Source organism: Helicobacter pylori, assembly GCF_003637685.1.
Lineage (GTDB): Bacteria > Campylobacterota > Campylobacteria > Campylobacterales > Helicobacteraceae > Helicobacter > Helicobacter pylori_CJ.
Genome location: NZ_MVWW01000001.1, coordinates 157,987 through 175,751 on the forward strand (window position 1 = coordinate 157,987; position 17,765 = coordinate 175,751).

The window sequence follows — 17,765 nt, forward strand, 5'->3', positions numbered from 1 at the left end:
ACACCATTAAGAAAATAACAATAGTAAAAATGAAACTATTTTTCATAAAATCTTAAAAGATAAAGATAAGATAAAATATGGAGAAGAATTTTAATTACAAGGCTTGTTCTAATCCTAATGCGATACACGAAGGGCTAAAAAATATCGCCCTTTTTTTAAAAATTAATGCCATAAAAAGGGTTCAACTTCTGCGTCATTCAAATCAAAAACCACTTTATAATAATCTTTGACTATCGCATTAATATCCACACCCTTAAACGCTTCAGGGTGGGCTTTTAAAGCGATATACAAACTAATGAGCGGAGCTCTAGGCCCGCCAATATCCATTGTGGGGAGTTTATAAACTTGCTTGTTTTTAATGGCCTTAATAGTAGCAAATTTAGGGTTGTTTAACACATCTTCAGGGCTAAGCGGGCTTATCCACCAAATGAAAATGATTTCAGGGTTTTCTTTAACGATTTTTTCCACGCTAATGTCAGCACGCCCAAATTTGACGTATTTCAAGCCAAAATTGTCTATACCCCCTTTTTCTAAAATATCTGAATCAAGGGCTTGATGGCCGCTGATTTTATTGGCTTTATGGAAAAGCTCCACGCCCTTTTTCTTTTTAACGCCCTTCAAACGCTCAGCAATAAAGTCCAAAGTTTCTTGCATTTTAGCCAGTTTTTTAGAAGCGTCAACTTCTAAGGCTTTAGCTTGAGCGTCAATATCTTCCATGACTTCTGCAATGGTTTTTTCTTGGAAAGAAAGGAATGATATACCAAATTTTTTCGCATGCTCTACGGCTTTAGGGTTACCCACAAAGGTTACCACAAGATCAGGGCTAAGCTTTTTTAAAAACTCCACATTCAACGCCGCCACATGATCGCTGCTCATGGGTTTAATGCGTTTAGGATCTTTGAGAGTGGCTTTAACAATATCAGATTTAAAAGCGTAATCCGAAATGCCTACAACCCTATCCCAAGTATTGAACATGGCAGGCACTTCTGCAAAGCTACCCAAGTAGATTATTTTAGAAACAGGAAGCTTTATGGTTTGCTCCCCAAAATAATCCTTGACTTTGACCTCTTGATTAGAAGCGTTAGCCACGCCTAATAACGATGAAACAATAAGCACGCCTAAAGAATAAGAAATTAAAGCTTTTTTAAAGCGAGCGATTAGCATGACAATTCCTTTCGTATGATTTATGAAGCGATTATAACACTATTAAGGAAATACAAGCAGTAAAAATGAAACTTTTTTTCACAAAATCCTAAAATATTAAAGAAAATATTTTTTCATTAACTTTTTAAGATTATACTCCACTATGTTTCCGCTGATTGAGTGGAAAGCATAATAAATTGAATCTATTTTAGGTTTAATTTTGATCCAACAAAATTTTAAAACACTTAAGGAGTTGTATATGTTAGTTACAAAACTTGCCCCCGATTTTAAAGCGCCTGCCGTTTTAGGAAACAATGAGGTTGATGAACACTTTGAGCTTTCTAAGAATTTAGGTAAGAGCGGTGCGATTCTTTTCTTTTGGCCAAAAGATTTTACTTTTGTATGCCCTACAGAAATCATTGCGTTTGACAAAAGAGTGAAAGACTTCCAAGAAAAAGGCTTTAATGTGATTGGCGTGTCTATTGACAGCGAACAAGTGCATTTTGCATGGAAAAACACCCCTGTAGAAAAAGGCGGTATTGGTCAAGTGTCTTTCCCTATGGTGGCTGATATTACTAAGAGCATTTCTAGAGACTATGATGTGCTGTTTGAAGAAGCGATCGCTTTGAGAGGAGCTTTTTTGATTGACAAAAACATGAAAGTAAGACATGCAGTGATCAATGACTTGCCATTAGGTAGGAATGCAGATGAAATGCTTCGCATGGTAGACGCTCTCTTACACTTTGAAGAACATGGTGAAGTATGTCCAGCAGGCTGGAGAAAAGGCGATAAAGGGATGAAAGCTACCCATAAAGGCGTTGCAGAATATCTTAAAGAAAATTCCATTAACCTTTGATGGTTTAATTCGCTGTTTGATCAAGAGAAACTTTGTTTTTCTTGGTTGAATCCTTTTCTTTTTATTCTTTGCTAGTTTTTAAAATTTTCGTATCGTTTTATCTTTTTATAATTTTTGGATTAATTTTTTTTAATAAAGGGTTTTTTATGAACATATTCAAGCGTATTATTTGCGTAACCGCTATTGTTTTAGGTTTTTTTAACCTCTTAGACGCCAAACACCACAAAGAAAAAAAAGAAGACCACAAAATCACTCGTGAGCTTAAAGTGGGCGCTAGCCCTGTGCCGCATGCGCAAATCTTGCAATCAGTCGTGGACGATTTGAAAGAGAAAGGGATCAAATTAGTGATCGTGTCTTTTACCGATTATGTGTTGCCTAATTTAGCGCTCAATGACGGCTCTTTAGATGCGAATTACTTCCAGCACCGCCCTTATTTGGATCGGTTTAATTTAGACAGAAAAATGCACCTTGTTGGTTTGGCCAATATCCATGTGGAGCCTTTAAGATTTTATTCTCAAAAAATCACAGACATTAAAAACCTTAAAAAAGGCTCAGTGATTGCTGTGCCAAATGACCCGGCCAATCAAGGCAGGGCGTTGATTTTACTCCATAAACAAGGCCTTATCGCTCTCAAAGACCCAAGCAATCTATACGCTACGGAGTTTGATATTGTCAAAAATCCTTACAACATCAAAATCAAGCCTTTAGAAGCTGCCTTATTGCCTAAAGTTTTAGGGGATGTGGATGGGGCTATTGTAACAGGGAATTATGCCTTGCAAGCAAAACTCACCGGAGCTTTATTTTCAGAAGACAAGGACTCGCCTTATGCCAATCTAATAGCCGCTCGTGAGGATAATGCGCAAGATGAAGCCATAAAAGTGCTGATTGAAGCCTTACAAAGTGAAAAGACTAGGAAATTTATTTTGGATACCTATAAAGGGGCGATTATCCCGGCTTTTTAAGCCATTTGGATAAAATTCATCTTTAAGATGAATGGGGGGTGCTTTTAGGTGCTAATCAAAAGCTCTTTTCTCATTGAGTATTAAAAACGCTAAAAGTATTTTTAAAATAAAACGAAAAGAGCTTGCGCTAATCAAGTGGCAATTTCTTAAAAGCGTTATTTCTTAAAGGGGGAAATGGAGCAAAATAACCCCCCCCTTATCCCTTTAAACCACCCAAGCAGAAATCCTAAATATCTTTAGTGTTTGGGATGAATGCTTTAGTTCCGCTAGGAACTATACTTAAATTATACTTAACATTATTTTTCACTAGTGGAATGAAACGCTTGCACTCAATGAGGTATTTTGGGTATCATTCATGGCGTGAAATTATTAACACTAGCACTAACATGATAATATTTTCACTGACACCTTTAAACAAGGTGTCGCTTTTCATTCAATTCGCAAACAACGATTATTCGTTGTATCGCACTTGCGAAGAAAACGCAACGAAACCTCTTCACATAAGTGCCATTAGGGTTGTGTTTCACAACTTGATCAATCATTTTGCAGAACTCAATCAGTCTCATATTGTCAATTTCATCTGTGGAGTGCAGCCAATGCCTAAAATTTTAATAAAGGCCAGTTTTAAACCACCCGTTAGACTGAGTTGTAGAGCGCTGAAACAAGTTTGGAAACAAGTTGGCTAATGGTTTTTAGCGTTTAGAAGGTTGCGTTTTTGAAAAGATTTAGAATTTTATTAAAGATAGCCGAGTTCATAGAGTTTATTACTCATTTTCACTAACAAGCCCCCTAGTTTTGACCCCCCTTCCCCATGTTCTACTAAAATAGTGATAGCGTATTTGGGTTTTTCATACGGCAAAAACGCCGTGATCCACGCATGGGATCGATGGAAATATTCCATATCCTTTTCTTTCATGCGATTGACAATGTTTTGAGCGATTTCCACGACTTGCGCGGTGCCGGTTTTACACGCTAAGGTAACCTTAGAACCCCTTGTGGAATGATAAGCGGTGCCGTCTTTATGGTTGCACACTTCATACATGCCTACTCTCAAAGCTTGGAGCTTCTTTTTTTGAAAACTATTCAGGGGGTCTTTGAGCGGCTGTTTGTTGTTGATAGCAAAATGAGGCGTTGCCAGTTTGCCTGTCGCAATGAGTCCCGTGTAGGCTAGAACCTGCAAGGGCGTGGCTAAAAAAGAGCCTTGCCCAATAGCCGTAATGAGCGTGTCCCCAATGCGCCAATCTTGATTGAAGCGTTTGAGTTTCCACAAATTATCCGGCACAATCCCCACAAATTCATTCGGCAAATCAACGCCCGTTTTTTCCCCAAAGCCCACTTCCCTTAAGGTTTTAGAGAGTTTTTCTATAGAGATTTCAAGCCCAAACTTATAAAAATACACATCCACAGACTCCCTAATCGCTTTATACAAATTGGAATTGCCATGCCCTGTTTTTTTCCAATCCCTAAATTTGCGCTTACCCACTTCAATAAAAGGGGGGGTGGGGATAGTGGTGTTTTCTGTGATATGAAGGTTTTCTAAAAAGCTCAAGCCCACGCCCATTTTAACCACAGATCCCGGCGGATACAAGGCGTTAGCGAAGCGGTTTAATAAGGGGTTATAAATATCATCTTGAAGTTTTTGCCATTTGTCTTGACTGATCCCGCCTACAAAATCGTTCAAATTGTATTCAGGGTAGCTTCCTGCAACGAGCAATTCCCCATTTTCTGCATCCATCACTAAAATAGCCCCTCTCTTATTTTCAAAGAGCTTGTCCGCTTCTTTTTGCAAGCGTTTGTCTAAACTCAATTGCAAGTGGTTATTGGCGCTTGGCGGCACGACTTCTAAAGTGGCTAATTCTTGATTGAGCGCATTGACACGCATGATTTTATAGCCCACCTTGCCTTGTAAAAGCTTGTTGTATTCTTTTTCAATGCCGGTTTTGCCCACAATCTGGCTGTATTGATTCTCTTCATCGTCTTTTAGATCTTGCAAGCTTGCCACCCCCACATAGCCTAAAACATGCGAAGCTAAAGCGTTATTAGGGTAGTAGCGCTTGTCTAAAGGCAGCACAAAAATGCCTTGAGTTTGAATGAGTTTGGCATAAAGGGATTGCATGGTGGCATAGGGAATGAAGCCCACCACTTTAATGAGGTTATGGTTATAGAGCGAATTTTCTTTTTGGTAATTGTTTAAAAGCGTTTCTTTGGGAAAATTAGGGAAAAACTTTTGGATCACCTCAATTTTTTCTAAAAGCTCTTTTTGTTTCAATCTGCTGGGCAAAAACACGTCAAACACCAATTCATTAGTGGCTAAAAATTCATCATTTCTGTCTGTAATGTTGCCCCTTGTAGGGACTAAAAATTCCTTTTTGGTCATGTTGCGTTCGGCCAGTTTTTCATAGTATTCTTGATTTTTAACGCTTAGAATAAATAAATTTAAAACCAATAACCCCCAAAACCCTATAAAAACAAAGAGTAAAAGCTTATAGCGAAGATTTTTCATACAAACCCCACAAAGCGCTCTCTATGAGTGCAAAAAGAGCGAGAAAACCGAGTATCTTCAAATCCAAAGACACCGAAAAAAAACGCGATAAATAGAGGTAATAAACCAAAAAAACATGCAAAGTTTTGAATAAAAAGCCGTCATTAAAAAGCTTTAAAGAGTTTTTATAGACGATTTGGTGGTAGATTAAAAACAATAAAGCCAAAACGCCTAAAGTCTTTAAATGCATGCTCTCAAACCAAAGCAAACAACCAAATACGCTTAGGTTTGGCAGAAAATGGTCGTATTTTTTGGCATAAAACAAGAATAAAAACCCAATCATAGGGGGTAAAAAAGGCATTAAGTCTCTTAAAAGGCTATAAAAATAAAAACCAAAAATCCCTAGACATAGGAAAAAAAAAGAATCTTGTTTTAAAGAGAGCATGGTTTTGCGGCTTATAAAGGGTTAGTGAGCAAGTATTCTAAAAGGGTTTGGCGCACTATTTCAAGGGTTGGGTATTTTGAAGAAAGAGCGTTAAAATGGGTGGTATTGATTAAAAAAGGTTTAGGAGCGTTTAAAAAAAGGCGGTGTTGCTCGTTTTTATTCAACTTGTCAAATTTCGTAAAAAGAGAAAGGTAGGCTTGATCAGGCCTTAAAAGGGCTTGAATGTTTTCTTTAGCGTTTTTATCAATTTCTAAATCCAAATGGCGTGCATCCACTAAATGGATAAAAAGCTTGATTGAAGTCCTAACGCTCAACAATTCCCATAAAAACCCCTCCCATTCTTTTTTCAAGCTTTTAGAAACTTTAGCGTAACCAAACCCGGGCAAATCAATCACATTAAAAGTGGTCGTTAAGGCGTTTTCTTTATCTTCCCAAGTGGTGGAAAAAAAATTCGCTAAACGGGTTTTTCCCGGCGTCGCTGAGCTTTTGGCGAGATTTTTCCCCAACAAAGTATTGATAAAGGTGCTTTTGCCTACATTGCTGCGCCCTAAAATCACCATTTCAGAAGTCAGGCTTGCGGGGCATTGAAAAAGCTGGCTAGAAGAAGTGAGAAAATGAGCGTCTTTAATGGCGATCATGGTTTTTCCTTAGCGCCTTTCTTCTTCAATTTGGCCTTACGATTTTCTTCATTAATGTCTTCCATATCAAACACAAACTTAGCGGGCCGTTTCGCGCTCCCCAGCACATCAGCGTAACCCTTAGCTTTGTTTAAAATGATTTCATCGCCGGTGATGACATTGGATTTCCCCACTTCTCTAACCACCGCATTTTGCAATAATTTGTATTCCCCATTCAGCGCGTTATAAATGAGCTTGTCAGCGCTCCCGCTGATTTCACGATTATCCTCTGTAAAGATGTTAAAATGCGTGTTCCCTGTGGCTTCATAGCGCTCTGGCTTTCGTTTATCGTTTAAAAACACGCTCACCTTATCCGCAAACAACCGGTCTTTACCTTTCTTGATCTGCACATTGCCTTGAATAACGGCGGTTTTGGTTTTGTCGTTCGCTACAAATTGGTTGCCGGTAATCTCTAAAAGCTCTCTTTCTTTTTTCAAACCTTTATTGTCTGTTTTTTGAGCGTCCATCACGCTTAAAATACCAAAACAACACACCAAAAAACACCACCAACGCATTAAAAACCTCCTTTAAAAGTGGGGAATTTTTTCTTTTCTTTCTGGCTTTGTTTGATTTCATCTAAGAATAAATGCGCTTGAATGCTTTGAGCTTCAATAACGGCTAAAGCATGCGAATAGGAAATATCAAGCCCTTCAATCTTGCTATCCTTTGAAGTGAGGATGAAACGGCCCTTGCCTTTAAAATTTTGCTCCTTATGGTTGTAGATCCCTGTTTCACTCCAAAAACTGGAATCATCGCTTCTTTTATAAGTAACCCCATTAGGGAAGAAATACAAATCCTGCTGCCGCTTGGCTTTAGGGGACTCAACGCTTTCAATGGTATCTTCATCATAGCGCTTGATTTTGGAATCAAAAAAGATCTCGTGATCATCGTATTGTAAAGCTTTTTTGCCCTCTATGGACAGATCAAGGATTTTATCGTTGATTTGAAACGCTTTAAAATTTTCTAGTTCAATTTTAGGGATATTTTCTTTAGAGACCACGCTAGTGGGTTGGGAACGCAAAAAGAAAAAAACTAGCCCCACAGTGATGAAAGATAAAACCACAAAAAAGTTTAAAACGCTATTAGAGGTAAAGCTTGAGCGCTTCATCTTGCAAGCCTTCTAATTCTAAAAGATAATCAATCGCTTCCCTAACAGCCCCCTTGCCCCCTGAATTTTGCAACACTTTATAGGCCTTGCTTTTAAGCAAGGGGTGCGCATCAAAAGGAGCGAAACTCCAAGCGCATGCCTTAAACATGCCTAAATCGTTATAATCATCGCCCACGCATGCGATTTCTTGCGCGTTTAACTGCAAGTCTTTTTTGAGCCGCTCCACAACCACGCTTTTATTTTCAACGCCCATAAAAACAAACTGAACGCCCAAACTCTCCATGCGTTTTTTCACCATGATTGAAGTTCTTCCTGTAATGATAGCGATTTTTTTGCCTAATTTTTGCCATAGCGTCATGCCAAGCCCGTCTTTGACATTGAAAGCCTTGAATTCGTGAAAATTTTCATCAAAATACAACGACCCGTCCGTGAGCGTGCCATCCACATCTAAAAGCAATAATTTAATCATTCTCTCGTTAAAACCGCATTCTGGTTATTTTTTTTCATAAAATCTCTGGCCTCTTCTTCGCTTTGAAACCCTTGAACTAAAACTTTATACAAATCGTCTTTAAAAGCAACCTTGACGCTGTAATTTTTATTCTCTGCTTGCAATTTATCCGCTAAAGTTTGAGCGCCTATTTGGTTTCTAAAAGCCCCCATTTGCAAAGAAAATTTCCCTCCGCTCACGCTTTTTTCGCTCTCGCCGATTTTAAATTCCTTGTGTAAGATCTTTGAAGAGTTAGCGTTAAAGGATTGTTCGTATTGCTTGGAGATAACCCCACCAAAACCCAAAACAATGAGACGCACGCTGGCTGTGCCTTTTTTAACCATGTCAATATCCCTAGCGGCTGCATTAGACAAATCAATGATGCGATCGCTCACAAAAGGCCCTCTATCATTAATGCGCACAATGGTGCTTAAGTTATTATCAACATTGATGACTTTCACCACGGTGTTCATGGGTAAAGTCTTGTGCGCGGCGGTGTGGGCATACATGTTATAAATTTCCCCATTACTGGTTTTTTTGGCATGGAAGTTAGGGCCATACCAGCTCGCAACGCCATCAAATTTTTCGCCTAAATCCACTTTAGTGGGGTAATACCACTTGCCTCCCACTTGGTAAGGGCGCATGGTGGCCCTTTGGATCGCGCTAGAATCGCGCATGCCGTTATCTAGGGGTTGTTTTGTATTGCTATCTTGCGAATCGGAGTGGTGTTTGAAATGGCGTTCAAAAAAATTGCGTTTATAGGTGGCTTTTTTGGTTGTCGGGTCATAGTCTTTAGCGTTTTCATAAGCGCGCAAGCTTTCATGCTTATAAGACAAATTCTTTATTCCCTCTTTTTTAACCGCGCAAGCGCTAATCAAAAAAATAACGCCTAAAAAACAAACTTTTTTTAACGCCAAACCCATTAAAATTCCCTTGTAGCGAGTAATTTTTTGTTGGTGGGGATGATTAAGCGCTGGTGGATAAAAATATTAGAATCTTTGAGATCATTGGCTAATTGGATACTAGAAATACTGACTTGATAGTGTTTAGCGATAGAAGATAGGGTTTCTTTAGGCAAGACCACATGGGTGATAAAAGGGCTTTTAGGGCTAGCTTGAATATTTTTATTTTGTTTGAGCTGGCGTTGTTTGAAAAGGGCGAGTTTTTCATAAGGGATATAAATGGTGTAGGTGGGGTCTTTAGAGGGCAGAATGTTATAGCGGAATTGGTGGTTGTAGGATTTTAAGGTTTCTAAACTCAAATTCAAATTTTTGGCCACTTGGATTAAAGAAGTGTGCCTTTTAAACGGAACGCCCACCAAACTCACCCTCGCCCCACGATTGAGCAGATATTCTTTATCTTTGAGGTTGTCTAGGCTGTTGAATTTCAACGCCAGGCTTAGAATGGAGCGGATATACTCTCGTGTCTCTTTAGGGAGGTATTTCTTATCTTCATCCAGCAAAATCTTAATATCCGAAGTGCCGGCGGCTTTAATAGCGTTTTGAACCTTGCGTAAGCCGTAATTATACGCCATAGCGACCAAATACCACTCTCCGGTTTGCTTGTAGAGCCGTTTCAAATAAGTGATCGCCGCTTGAGTGCTTTTAATGGGATCTCTTCTTTCATCAATGTAATGATTGACCTTAAGCCCTAACTCTTTGGCCGTGCTTGGCATGAACTGCCAAATCCCTACCGCTTTTTTCCTGCTATAAGCCCTTGATGAAAATTTAGACTCGGCCATGGCTAAAAACAAAAATTCTTGCGGCACGCTCGCTTCTATGAGCATGTTTTTGATGATAGGGATGAATTGGTAATTCACATCAAATCTTTTGACAAGTCTTTTCCATTCTTCTTCTTCATTCATTTTTTTTAAAGCGTTGGGCATTTGGGATAAAAAGCTCGCATTAACCCCAAAGGCCTCTAGCGTTTTGGTGTCAATATTAGACTCAAAAGCCATTTTCGCATGGCCTAAAGAAGCCAATAAAAGGGTAACAAAAAAAACCAACCATTTTTGACTAAAACACTTCATTCTTTTTGGCATCACATCCTAATAACTACAGCTATCCAGCTTTTAAAATAGCCTTGATTATAGCTAAACTTGAATAACGCTTTCTAACAAGCCCTAATTTTAGGGGAAACTAAAGAGCGTTTGAGCGTTATGCGTGCTTAAAGAAGCGAGTTCTTCAGTCTCTATGTTGATGATTTCGGCAATTTTTTGAGCGATTAAAGGGATATAAGTAGGGCTATTCCTGGTGCCTCTAAAAGGGTGTGGGGTCAAATAAGGCGAATCCGTTTCTAAAAGAAGCCTGTTTTTAGGGATTTTAGGGAGGATCTCTACCAGTCTTTTAGCGTTTTTAAAAGTGCTAACCCCCCCTATCCCATAATAAAAACGATCGCTCAGTTCTAAAAGCATGCTATCAGCGTTAAAGCAATGCAACACCCCAAAAGATTCAGGATAGTTTTTTAAAAGATTCAAACTATCAAAACTCGCCTCTCTAATATGGATAATCAAGGGCTTGTTGTGCTGGATAGAAAACTCAATCTGTTTGGTGAAAACTTCTTTTTGCTTGCTTTTATAATTTTCTCTTTCATTCAATTCAGGCAAGCGGTAGTAATCCAGTCCGCATTCGCCTATCGCCACGCATTTTTGATGACTGACAAATTTTTCAAACAGGCTTTCATCAAAGCTTTCCACATCATAAGGGTGAGCGCCTATGGCAAAAAACACGCCTTCAAATTTTTCGCTAATTGCTACCGCTCTATTCAAATCCTTCATGTCCGCACCCGGAATCACGCATTGTGTAACGCCTTTTTCTAGGCTTTCTTTTAACACTTCTTCTAAATCGTTTTCATAGTCCTTGTGATCCAAATGGCAATGCGTATCAATAAACATGCTTATCCTATGGTTTTATTTAATATGTTACAATATTTAAGCATTCTAACATAAGGAGAATAACAATCAATTATGTTCAGCGGGTTAATCCACAAAATAGCTAAAGTGAAGAGTTTCCACAACAATATTTTAAGTATAGAGAGCGATCTCAATCCCAAGCTTGGCGACAGCATTGCGGTTAATGGGGCGTGTTTGACCGCCATAGAAAGTTCAAAAACGCATTTTAGCGTGGAATTGAGCCAGAAAACCCAAAACAGCGTAGCGTTAGAAAATTACAAGGATTTAGTCCATATTGAGCCAGCCTTAAAAGCCGATGCGAGTTTGGATGGGCATTTTGTGCAAGGGCATATTGACGCTATTGGGGTCATTGAAAAAATCATTCACAACGCTAATCAAGTGGATTTTTTTATCAGCGCTTCTAAAGAAACGCTTTTGTTGTGCGTTGAGCAAGGCTCCATTGCAGTTGATGGGGTGAGTTTGACTTTAAGCAAGGTAGAAGAAAAGGGGTTTTGGCTAACGATTATCCCTTACACTTTAGAAAACACCCTTTTTAAAACTTACCCACTCAAACGGCGCGTGAATATTGAAACGGATATGTTAGTCCGCAGCGTTGCGTCTATTTTGAAAAAAACAAAAGGGTTTGAAAAAAATTTCTCTTGGAATGACACCGATGCCTTGACTTTAGGGTATTAGATGAATAAAACCATAAAAGCCGCCGCTCTAGCCTATAACATGGGGCAAGATCATGCCCCAAAAATGATCGCAAGCGGGGTGGGTGAAGTGGCTAAAAGGATCATTCAAAAAGCAAAAGAATACGATATAGCGCTCTTTTCTAACCCCATGCTAGTGGATTCACTTTTAAAGGTGGAATTAGACTGCGCGATACCTGAAGAATTGTATGAAAGCGTGGTGCAGGTGTTTTTATGGCTCAACAGCGTGGAAAATAACGCGCAAATGTCCAAGTGATCGGGGTATAAAGTTAAAACGATGGTAGTAGAATTAAAAAACATTGAAAAGATTTATGAAAACGGGTTTCATGCTCTAAAAGGCGTGAATTTGGAATTGAAAAAAGGCGATATTTTAGGCGTGATAGGCTATTCAGGGGCGGGGAAATCCACGCTCATTCGCCTAATCAATTGTTTAGAGCGCCCCAGTTCTGGCGAAGTTTTAGTCAATGGGGTCAATCTGTTAAACTTAAAGCCTAAAGAATTGCAAAAAGCGCGCCAAAAAATAGGCATGATTTTCCAGCATTTCAATTTATTGAGCGCTAAAAACGTGTTTGAAAACATCGCTTTCGCTCTAGAAATCGCCCGATGGGAAAAAAATAAGATTAAATCCAGGGTGCATGAATTATTGGAATTAGTGGGGTTAGAAGATAAAATGCATTTTTACCCTAAACAGCTAAGCGGTGGGCAAAAGCAACGAGTGTCGATCGCTAGGAGTTTGGCGAATTGCCCTGATTTGTTGCTTTGCGATGAAGCCACATCTGCTTTGGATTCTAAAACCACGCATTCTATTTTAACGCTTTTAAGCGGCATTCAAAAAAAGCTTGATTTGAGCATCGTTTTCATCACGCATGAAATTGAAGTGGTTAAAGAATTGTGCAATCAAATGTGTGTGATCAGCAGCGGCGAAATCGTGGAAAGAGGCTCAGTAGAAGAAATTTTTGCTAACCCTAAACATGCCGTTACTAAGGAATTGCTTGGCATCAGAAACGAGCATGGGGATCAAAAATCGCAAGACATTTATCGCATCGTGTTTTTAGGGGAGCATTTAGACGAGCCGATCATTTCTAATTTGATCAGGCGTTTTAAAATAGACGTGAGTATCATTTCAGGCAACATTGAAGAGCTTACGACTAAAGATATAGGGTATTTAGTGGTGCGGTTTTTAGGCAATGTTGCAGAGATTCAAAGGGCTTTAGAGTATTTAAACGCTTTAGGCTTACAAGTGGAAAAATTAAAGGATTAAAATGATTTCTCAAATGCTCATTCAAGCCACGCTAGAAACGCTTTATATGGTGTTTGTGGCGAGCTTTTTGGCGGTTGTTTTTGGCTTGCCTTTGGGGGTTTTATTGTTAGTGAGTAAAAAAGGGCATTTGTTAAACAAACCCCTTTTGCATAAGATTTTAGACACTTCTATCAACATGACTCGCTCTTTCCCTTTTATCATTTTGATTATTTTGCTCCTGCCTTTATCGCGCTTTTTGATTGGCACAAGCATTGGATCTAGCGCGAGCATTATCCCGTTAGCCATTTCAGCCATTCCTTTTGTCGCAAAGCTTTTTGAAAATTCTCTAATGGAAGTAGAGCATGGCAAGATTGAAACCACTTTAAGTTTGGGAGCGTCTCACTTAGAGGTCATTAAAATGATGCTTTTAGAGAGCCTGCCTTCTTTAGTGAATAATATCACCATCACCTTAATTTCTTTAATAGGCTATTCGGCTATGGCGGGAGCGTTAGGGGCTGGGGGCTTGGGGGATTTAGCCATTAGGATTGGCTATCAAAGCTATAGGGGTGATGTGCTTTTTTATGCGGTGGTTGTGATTATTGTTTTAGTGCAAATCATTCAAAGCGCGGGGGATTATGTGGTGAAACGCCTAAGAAAGCATAAGTATTAGGGATTTGGTTTTCATCAAATACGAATATTCAAAGCCAACTTTAATGCTCTTTTTTAAAGGGGATTTTTAATCTTTGCTCATGGCGAAACTCAACTCTCTAAAAACGCTTTAAAAAGGTTATCATTCAAACTGAATTAGAGCTTTTTACAATCAATATTCAATTAAGTTCTCATGCGAAAATGGGCTTTATTTTGCACCATTGATAAATTTATCCATCTGTTTTTCTAAGTCTATGATTTGCGTTATCATTCCCTCTAAAATTTCAAAATTTTTAGCGTTTTTTGGGGCAACGCATGCAAGCTTGTTGGAAGCTTTTTCTAACGATTGGATGTCTTTAAGCAAGGTTTTTAAAACTTCTATGTTTTTAAAATCCTTTTCAAAATAGTCATCAAATTGCTGTTCTGTTTGAGACAAGTTCTCTAAAAAAGCGCTTTGAAGGCGTATTTGGGTGCGATCATGCCCGGTTTCTATGCAGGTTTTATAAGCTTGATGGATCGCAGTCAAAACTTCTTGGGCTTTCAAAAAAGCCTTTGAAAGCTCAACGATGATTTCATAATGTTCGCCCTCTGCTTTTAAAAACCCTAAAAAGAGCGAAATGAACAATAATTTTTTTAGCACTTTATCCCTTTACCATCGATAAGAAAAGCTCACCCCATAGCGGCTACTGCCCTTAAAATCGCTAGAAATTTCAGGATAGAGCATCCATTGCTTAGGTTTGTAGCGTGAAGTGAATAAATAAGCAAACCCCCATGCGATAAGGCTGCCGATCGTAACTTGCAAGATCGTGTGTTGTCTTGCCACCACTCTGCTAGCGTCAGTGAGAATTGCAAGAGCGATCACAGGAAGAGCCGGCTTCCACCCATAGCGGTAATACACAAACCCAGCCGCGCTAAACGCCCCCCCAGCATGCCCGCTTGGCATGCCTCTCCAGGAATTACAGCACGGGCGTTTGGCAAATTCCACTCTAGCCCCATCTTTATGGGCGTTGCTAAAAGCTCCTTTAAGGCCATAAATCACGCCTTGAGTAACCAATGTGCCGACCGCTAATTCCCCTAACCCTCTATAATCGCGCATCGCCAAACTGACCGTGCCTACAAAAATAGGCAAAAACCTAAGCACATCGCCAATCTCTTCTAAAATGTATGCCCCCTCATTGATCGGCTCACTCCTTAAAGGATACACCCATAAGAGCAGGATCAAAAAAAGACCTTTGAGCTTTTTCATTGAAACGCTCGCTTTTCTAAAGTGCAAACTTGCCTATTCAAATAAGCATAGCCTATTAAATAGCATGCGATAAAGACCAAGCTAATGACAATGAGCGCGTAAGAATTTAAGCGGAATAAGACGCTGATTAAAATAAAAGGCAGGTTGCACAGAATAAGGACAAACGCGCATAAAGGGTTAGGGTAATTGAAAGAGCGTTGTTGCAAGAATTTAAATAAAAGGGTGTGCAAATGCAAATTATCTGGCATGGTGGCTTTCTGGCGATTTATTTTGCGCCTAAGGATACTAAAAAGCACTTCTATGACTGGATAAAGCATTAAATTGAGCCCAAAAAAGACGCTGATTTTTTGCTCTAAACTCAAATGCAAAAGGGAAATCCCACACACCAAGCCCAAAAAATACGCCCCCCCATCGCCTAAAAAAATCTTTCCTAAAGGGAAATTCAACACCATAAACCCAAGCACCATGTAAGCGAGTAAACAAGACAAACTGCTAGGATCTATATAATGGATGACTAAAAGCGTAATCGCACAAATCCCAGACGCAAGCCCGTTAAACCCGTCAATGATATTAATAGCGTTACTGATGCCCACTAGCATAAAAACAGCGAATAAAAAAGCTATAGGGTAAGATAAGCTAAAAAGGGGCGAAAAATCGCTCACCACCAAAGGCGTTGATGAGATGATGCAAACAACCCCTACGGCTTGTAAAATAAGGCGTATTTTGGGGCTTAATGAAAGGTTAATGTCTTCTAAAAAACCGCTTAAAAACACTAACAACAAACCCAAAAAAACAAAAAACCCCTTAAAAGGCGCTTCAAAAGGCTCAAAAAGATAAGCTAACACAAAAGAAAGAAAGATCCCAAGCCCCCCGGCTCGTGGGGTTCTTGCGTGATGAAAGCCTTGTATTTTATTAGCGTTATCCACAAAGAGCATGGATTTTTTAGACCACAAAACAATCAAAGAGCAAATAAATAAACTGGTTAAAAAATATAGCACCCACAACACTTTTTATTGGATTTAATTGGCATTCTGTTTTGGGTATTATAGCAAAAGATAGCTTGATGATAAAATCTTATAGGCATAAGAGATGGGTTTTATGTTACAATTCCAAAAATCATTATTATAAAATAAAGGATAGTCATGCGTTTTGGATTGAATATTGATCACATTGTTACTTTAAGAGAGATAAGAAAGACTTATGAGCCTGAGATTTTAGAAGCCCTATTCATCGCTAAAAACACCCATAAAGTGGATTTAATCACCATCCATTTAAGAGAAGACAAACGACACATTCAAAATGAAGATGTTTTGAGGTTGCTTGAAATAAGCCCTTTGCCTATTAATATTGAATGCTCTATCAACGCTCAAATCACTGATTTTTTATGCTCTTTGAAAAATAAGCCCAGTAAAGTTACGATCGTGCCTGAAAACAGAAATGAGGTTACGACAGAGGGGGGGTTGGATTGTTCATTAAAGGGTTTAGGAGAGGTTATTAGAGCGTATCATAATAAAGGCATTGAAGTGTCTTTGTTTGTTGATCCTTTAAAAGACTCTCTGCATTTTGCAAGGGAGCATCAAGTCAAGCAAGTGGAGTTCCACACTGGGGTGTATGCGAATTTGCACAACGCTTTATATTCTAACGCTAACAATCAAATCCATGCCATTAGCGCGCTCAAAGACAAAAGCCCCAAAGAATTGAAAGAAGAATTGCACAACGCTTTTTTGCAATTAAGGAGAATGAGTAAAGAAGCGTTTTTTATGGGTATTGTGGTGTGCGCTGGGCATGGGTTGAATTATACTAATGTGAAAGAATTGTTAAAAATCCCCTCTTTAAGAGAGCTTAATATCGGTCATAGCGTGATTTCAAAAGCGGTTTTAGTGGGCTTAGAAAAAGCGATTTTAGAAATGGCGCAACTCATCAAGCGATAAAATGGCTAAAAAGAAAATTGCGATCAGTTGCGGGGATATTCAAGGCGTAGGCTTAGAATTGATTTTAAAAAGCCATAAGGAAGTGAGTGCAATTTGTGAGCCGTTGTATCTCATTGATGGCGAACTTTTAGAGCGGGCCAATCAATTGCTAAATAACGCTTATGAAACTAAAACGCTTAACACACTCGCTATCCATTCCCCCTTACCCTTATTGAACTCTAGCACGATAGGCAAGGTCAGCGCTCAAAGCGGAGCGTATAGTTTTGAGAGTTTTAAAAAGGCTTGCGAGTTGGCGGATAGTAAAGAAGTGGATGGCGTTTGCACTTTGCCTATCAACAAACTCGCATGGCAACAAGCTCAAATCCCTTTTGTGGGGCATACCGATTTTTTAAAGCAACGCTATAAAGATCATCAAATCATCATGATGCTTGGGTGTTCAAAACTCTTTGTAGGGCTATTTAGCGACCATGTGCCTTTAGGGGCGGTTTCTCAACTCATTCAAGTAGAAGCGTTAGTTAAGTTTTTATTAGCGTTTCAAAAAAGCACTCAAGCTCAAATCGTTCAAGTGTGTGGTTTTAACCCCCATGCGGGCGAAGAGGGCTTGTTTGGAAAAGAAGATGAAAAGATTTTAAAAGCCATTCAAAAGAGCAACCAAACGCTGGGTTTTGAATGCTTTTTGGGGCCACTGCCCGCTGATAGCGCTTTTGCCCCCAATAAACGCAAGATAACCCCTTTTTATGTGAGCATGAGCCATGATGTGGGGCTAGCCCCTTTAAAAGCGCTCTATTTTGATGAAAGCATTAATGTGAGCTTGAACGCTCCTATTTTGCGCGCTTCCACTGACCACGGCACGGCGTTTGACATTGCTTATCAAAACAAAGCGAACAACAAAAGCTATTTGAATGCGATCAAATACTTGGCTTAAAGATTTTAAAAT

21 protein-coding genes and 1 pseudogene are annotated in these 17,765 nt (G+C 39.2%); 8 read left to right on the forward strand and 14 right to left on the reverse strand.

Annotation, left to right across the window (positions count from 1 at the left end):
* Positions 1 to 162: 162 nt before the first annotated feature.
* Positions 163 to 1,164, reverse strand: coding sequence for an ABC transporter substrate-binding protein (locus tag EAL44_RS00720; RefSeq protein WP_121073645.1), 1,002 nt, complete (start codon positions 1,162 to 1,164; stop codon positions 163 to 165).
* Positions 1,165 to 1,402: 238 nt separating this feature from the next.
* Between EAL44_RS00720 and EAL44_RS00725 the strand changes: the two genes are divergently transcribed.
* Positions 1,403 to 1,999, forward strand: coding sequence for a peroxiredoxin (locus tag EAL44_RS00725; RefSeq protein ID WP_120868280.1), 597 nt, complete (start codon positions 1,403 to 1,405; stop codon positions 1,997 to 1,999).
* Between the two features lie 146 nt (positions 2,000 to 2,145).
* Positions 2,146 to 2,961, forward strand: coding sequence for a MetQ/NlpA family ABC transporter substrate-binding protein (locus EAL44_RS00730; RefSeq protein ID WP_121073648.1), 816 nt, complete (start codon positions 2,146 to 2,148; stop codon positions 2,959 to 2,961).
* A 451-nt stretch (positions 2,962 to 3,412) separates the two neighbouring features.
* Here the strand turns inward: EAL44_RS00730 and EAL44_RS07890 are convergent.
* The 10 genes and pseudogenes from EAL44_RS07890 to EAL44_RS00775 all read right to left on the reverse strand — a co-directional run.
* Positions 3,413 to 3,488 (reverse strand): annotated as a pseudogene (locus tag EAL44_RS07890) (sodium:calcium antiporter); the annotation flags it as partial.
* A gap of 209 nt (positions 3,489 to 3,697) precedes the next feature.
* A complete protein-coding gene (mrdA, locus tag EAL44_RS00735; RefSeq protein ID WP_121073651.1) occupies positions 3,698 to 5,464 on the reverse strand; it encodes a penicillin-binding protein 2 in 1,767 nt (588 codons plus the stop codon).
* The gene (locus EAL44_RS00740; RefSeq protein WP_121073654.1) at positions 5,445 to 5,888 is read right to left on the reverse strand and encodes a hypothetical protein; all 444 of its coding nucleotides are present in this window, start codon (positions 5,886 to 5,888) and stop codon (positions 5,445 to 5,447) included. Before EAL44_RS00740 ends, mrdA begins: the two co-directional genes overlap by 20 nt.
* An 11-nt stretch (positions 5,889 to 5,899) precedes the next feature.
* Positions 5,900 to 6,526: a ribosome biogenesis GTP-binding protein YihA/YsxC gene (yihA, locus tag EAL44_RS00745; RefSeq protein ID WP_121073656.1), complete on the reverse strand. Its 627-nt coding sequence runs from the start codon at positions 6,524 to 6,526 to the stop codon at positions 5,900 to 5,902.
* Positions 6,523 to 7,080 carry a lipopolysaccharide transport periplasmic protein LptA gene (gene lptA / locus EAL44_RS00750; RefSeq protein WP_050841499.1) on the reverse strand — a complete coding sequence of 186 codons (558 nt, stop codon included), beginning with the start codon at positions 7,078 to 7,080 and terminating at the stop codon, positions 6,523 to 6,525. The genes yihA and lptA overlap by 4 nt, the downstream gene beginning before the upstream one ends.
* Positions 7,080 to 7,673 carry a hypothetical protein gene (locus tag EAL44_RS00755; protein WP_121073659.1) on the reverse strand — a complete coding sequence of 198 codons (594 nt, stop codon included), beginning with the start codon at positions 7,671 to 7,673 and terminating at the stop codon, positions 7,080 to 7,082. Before EAL44_RS00755 ends, lptA begins: the two co-directional genes overlap by 1 nt.
* Positions 7,648 to 8,142: a KdsC family phosphatase gene (locus tag EAL44_RS00760; protein WP_121073662.1), complete on the reverse strand. Its 495-nt coding sequence runs from the start codon at positions 8,140 to 8,142 to the stop codon at positions 7,648 to 7,650. The genes EAL44_RS00755 and EAL44_RS00760 overlap by 26 nt, the downstream gene beginning before the upstream one ends.
* Positions 8,139 to 9,083 (reverse strand): septal ring lytic transglycosylase RlpA family protein, encoded by a 945-nt coding sequence (locus EAL44_RS00765; RefSeq protein WP_121073665.1) that lies wholly within the window; start codon positions 9,081 to 9,083, stop codon positions 8,139 to 8,141. The genes EAL44_RS00760 and EAL44_RS00765 overlap by 4 nt, the downstream gene beginning before the upstream one ends.
* Positions 9,083 to 10,201, reverse strand: coding sequence for a lytic transglycosylase domain-containing protein (locus EAL44_RS00770; protein WP_121073668.1), 1,119 nt, complete (start codon positions 10,199 to 10,201; stop codon positions 9,083 to 9,085). Before EAL44_RS00770 ends, EAL44_RS00765 begins: the two co-directional genes overlap by 1 nt.
* Before the next feature lie 87 nt (positions 10,202 to 10,288).
* Complete coding sequence (locus EAL44_RS00775; RefSeq protein ID WP_121073671.1) at positions 10,289 to 11,053, reverse strand: TatD family hydrolase; 765 nt, start codon at positions 11,051 to 11,053, stop codon at positions 10,289 to 10,291.
* Positions 11,054 to 11,125: 72 nt separating this feature from the next.
* Here EAL44_RS00775 and ribE point away from each other — a divergent pair, with 72 nt between their 5' ends.
* The 4 genes from ribE to metI are packed head-to-tail and all read left to right on the forward strand — an operon-like array spanning position 11,126 to position 13,673.
* On the forward strand, positions 11,126 to 11,746 hold the full coding sequence (ribE, locus tag EAL44_RS00780; RefSeq protein WP_121073674.1) for a riboflavin synthase: 621 nt from the start codon (positions 11,126 to 11,128) through the stop codon (positions 11,744 to 11,746).
* Positions 11,747 to 12,019: a FlhB-like flagellar biosynthesis protein gene (locus EAL44_RS00785; protein WP_121073676.1), complete on the forward strand. Its 273-nt coding sequence runs from the start codon at positions 11,747 to 11,749 to the stop codon at positions 12,017 to 12,019.
* Between the two features lie 21 nt (positions 12,020 to 12,040).
* Positions 12,041 to 13,024 carry a methionine ABC transporter ATP-binding protein gene (locus EAL44_RS00790; RefSeq protein ID WP_121073679.1) on the forward strand — a complete coding sequence of 328 codons (984 nt, stop codon included), beginning with the start codon at positions 12,041 to 12,043 and terminating at the stop codon, positions 13,022 to 13,024.
* Position 13,025: 1 nt separating this feature from the next.
* A complete protein-coding gene (gene metI / locus EAL44_RS00795; RefSeq protein ID WP_000625450.1) occupies positions 13,026 to 13,673 on the forward strand; it encodes a methionine ABC transporter permease in 648 nt (215 codons plus the stop codon).
* Between the two features lie 186 nt (positions 13,674 to 13,859).
* On the opposite strand, the gene EAL44_RS00800 is transcribed toward metI, so the two are convergent.
* The 3 genes from EAL44_RS00800 to wecA are packed head-to-tail and all read right to left on the reverse strand — an operon-like array spanning position 13,860 to position 15,904.
* Positions 13,860 to 14,291, reverse strand: coding sequence for a hypothetical protein (locus EAL44_RS00800; RefSeq protein WP_121073682.1), 432 nt, complete (start codon positions 14,289 to 14,291; stop codon positions 13,860 to 13,862).
* Between the two features lie 9 nt (positions 14,292 to 14,300).
* Positions 14,301 to 14,897: a lipid A 4'-phosphatase gene (lpxF, locus tag EAL44_RS00805; RefSeq protein ID WP_038418353.1), complete on the reverse strand. Its 597-nt coding sequence runs from the start codon at positions 14,895 to 14,897 to the stop codon at positions 14,301 to 14,303.
* Positions 14,894 to 15,904, reverse strand: coding sequence for an undecaprenylphosphate N-acetylglucosaminyl transferase WecA (wecA, locus tag EAL44_RS00810; protein WP_121073685.1), 1,011 nt, complete (start codon positions 15,902 to 15,904; stop codon positions 14,894 to 14,896). Before wecA ends, lpxF begins: the two co-directional genes overlap by 4 nt.
* Before the next feature lie 135 nt (positions 15,905 to 16,039).
* Between wecA and pdxJ the strand changes: the two genes are divergently transcribed.
* Positions 16,040 to 16,828, forward strand: coding sequence for a pyridoxine 5'-phosphate synthase (pdxJ, locus tag EAL44_RS00815; RefSeq protein WP_121073688.1), 789 nt, complete (start codon positions 16,040 to 16,042; stop codon positions 16,826 to 16,828).
* Between the two features lies 1 nt (position 16,829).
* Positions 16,830 to 17,753 carry a 4-hydroxythreonine-4-phosphate dehydrogenase gene (gene pdxA, locus EAL44_RS00820; protein WP_121073691.1) on the forward strand — a complete coding sequence of 308 codons (924 nt, stop codon included), beginning with the start codon at positions 16,830 to 16,832 and terminating at the stop codon, positions 17,751 to 17,753.
* Positions 17,754 to 17,765 lie beyond the last annotated feature (12 nt).

Bases quoted from the DNA above. Each gene is read 5' to 3' on its own strand.
- EAL44_RS00720 (WP_121073645.1), bottom strand. From the start codon at position 1,164: ATGCTAATCGCTCGCTTTAAAAAAGCTTTAATTTCTTATTCTTTAGGC.
- EAL44_RS00725 (WP_120868280.1), top strand. From the start codon at position 1,403: ATGTTAGTTACAAAACTTGCCCCCGATTTTAAAGCGCCTGCCGTTTTA.
- EAL44_RS00730 (WP_121073648.1), top strand. From the start codon at position 2,146: ATGAACATATTCAAGCGTATTATTTGCGTAACCGCTATTGTTTTAGGT.
- mrdA (WP_121073651.1), bottom strand. From the start codon at position 5,464: ATGAAAAATCTTCGCTATAAGCTTTTACTCTTTGTTTTTATAGGGTTT.
- EAL44_RS00740 (WP_121073654.1), bottom strand. From the start codon at position 5,888: ATGCTCTCTTTAAAACAAGATTCTTTTTTTTTCCTATGTCTAGGGATT.
- yihA (WP_121073656.1), bottom strand. From the start codon at position 6,526: ATGATCGCCATTAAAGACGCTCATTTTCTCACTTCTTCTAGCCAGCTT.
- lptA (WP_050841499.1), bottom strand. From the start codon at position 7,080: ATGCGTTGGTGGTGTTTTTTGGTGTGTTGTTTTGGTATTTTAAGCGTG.
- EAL44_RS00755 (WP_121073659.1), bottom strand. From the start codon at position 7,673: ATGAAGCGCTCAAGCTTTACCTCTAATAGCGTTTTAAACTTTTTTGTG.
- EAL44_RS00760 (WP_121073662.1), bottom strand. From the start codon at position 8,142: ATGATTAAATTATTGCTTTTAGATGTGGATGGCACGCTCACGGACGGG.
- EAL44_RS00765 (WP_121073665.1), bottom strand. From the start codon at position 9,083: ATGGGTTTGGCGTTAAAAAAAGTTTGTTTTTTAGGCGTTATTTTTTTG.
- EAL44_RS00770 (WP_121073668.1), bottom strand. From the start codon at position 10,201: ATGCCAAAAAGAATGAAGTGTTTTAGTCAAAAATGGTTGGTTTTTTTT.
- EAL44_RS00775 (WP_121073671.1), bottom strand. From the start codon at position 11,053: ATGTTTATTGATACGCATTGCCATTTGGATCACAAGGACTATGAAAAC.
- ribE (WP_121073674.1), top strand. From the start codon at position 11,126: ATGTTCAGCGGGTTAATCCACAAAATAGCTAAAGTGAAGAGTTTCCAC.
- EAL44_RS00785 (WP_121073676.1), top strand. From the start codon at position 11,747: ATGAATAAAACCATAAAAGCCGCCGCTCTAGCCTATAACATGGGGCAA.
- EAL44_RS00790 (WP_121073679.1), top strand. From the start codon at position 12,041: ATGGTAGTAGAATTAAAAAACATTGAAAAGATTTATGAAAACGGGTTT.
- metI (WP_000625450.1), top strand. From the start codon at position 13,026: ATGATTTCTCAAATGCTCATTCAAGCCACGCTAGAAACGCTTTATATG.
- lpxF (WP_038418353.1), bottom strand. From the start codon at position 14,897: ATGAAAAAGCTCAAAGGTCTTTTTTTGATCCTGCTCTTATGGGTGTAT.
- pdxJ (WP_121073688.1), top strand. From the start codon at position 16,040: ATGCGTTTTGGATTGAATATTGATCACATTGTTACTTTAAGAGAGATA.
- pdxA (WP_121073691.1), top strand. From the start codon at position 16,830: ATGGCTAAAAAGAAAATTGCGATCAGTTGCGGGGATATTCAAGGCGTA.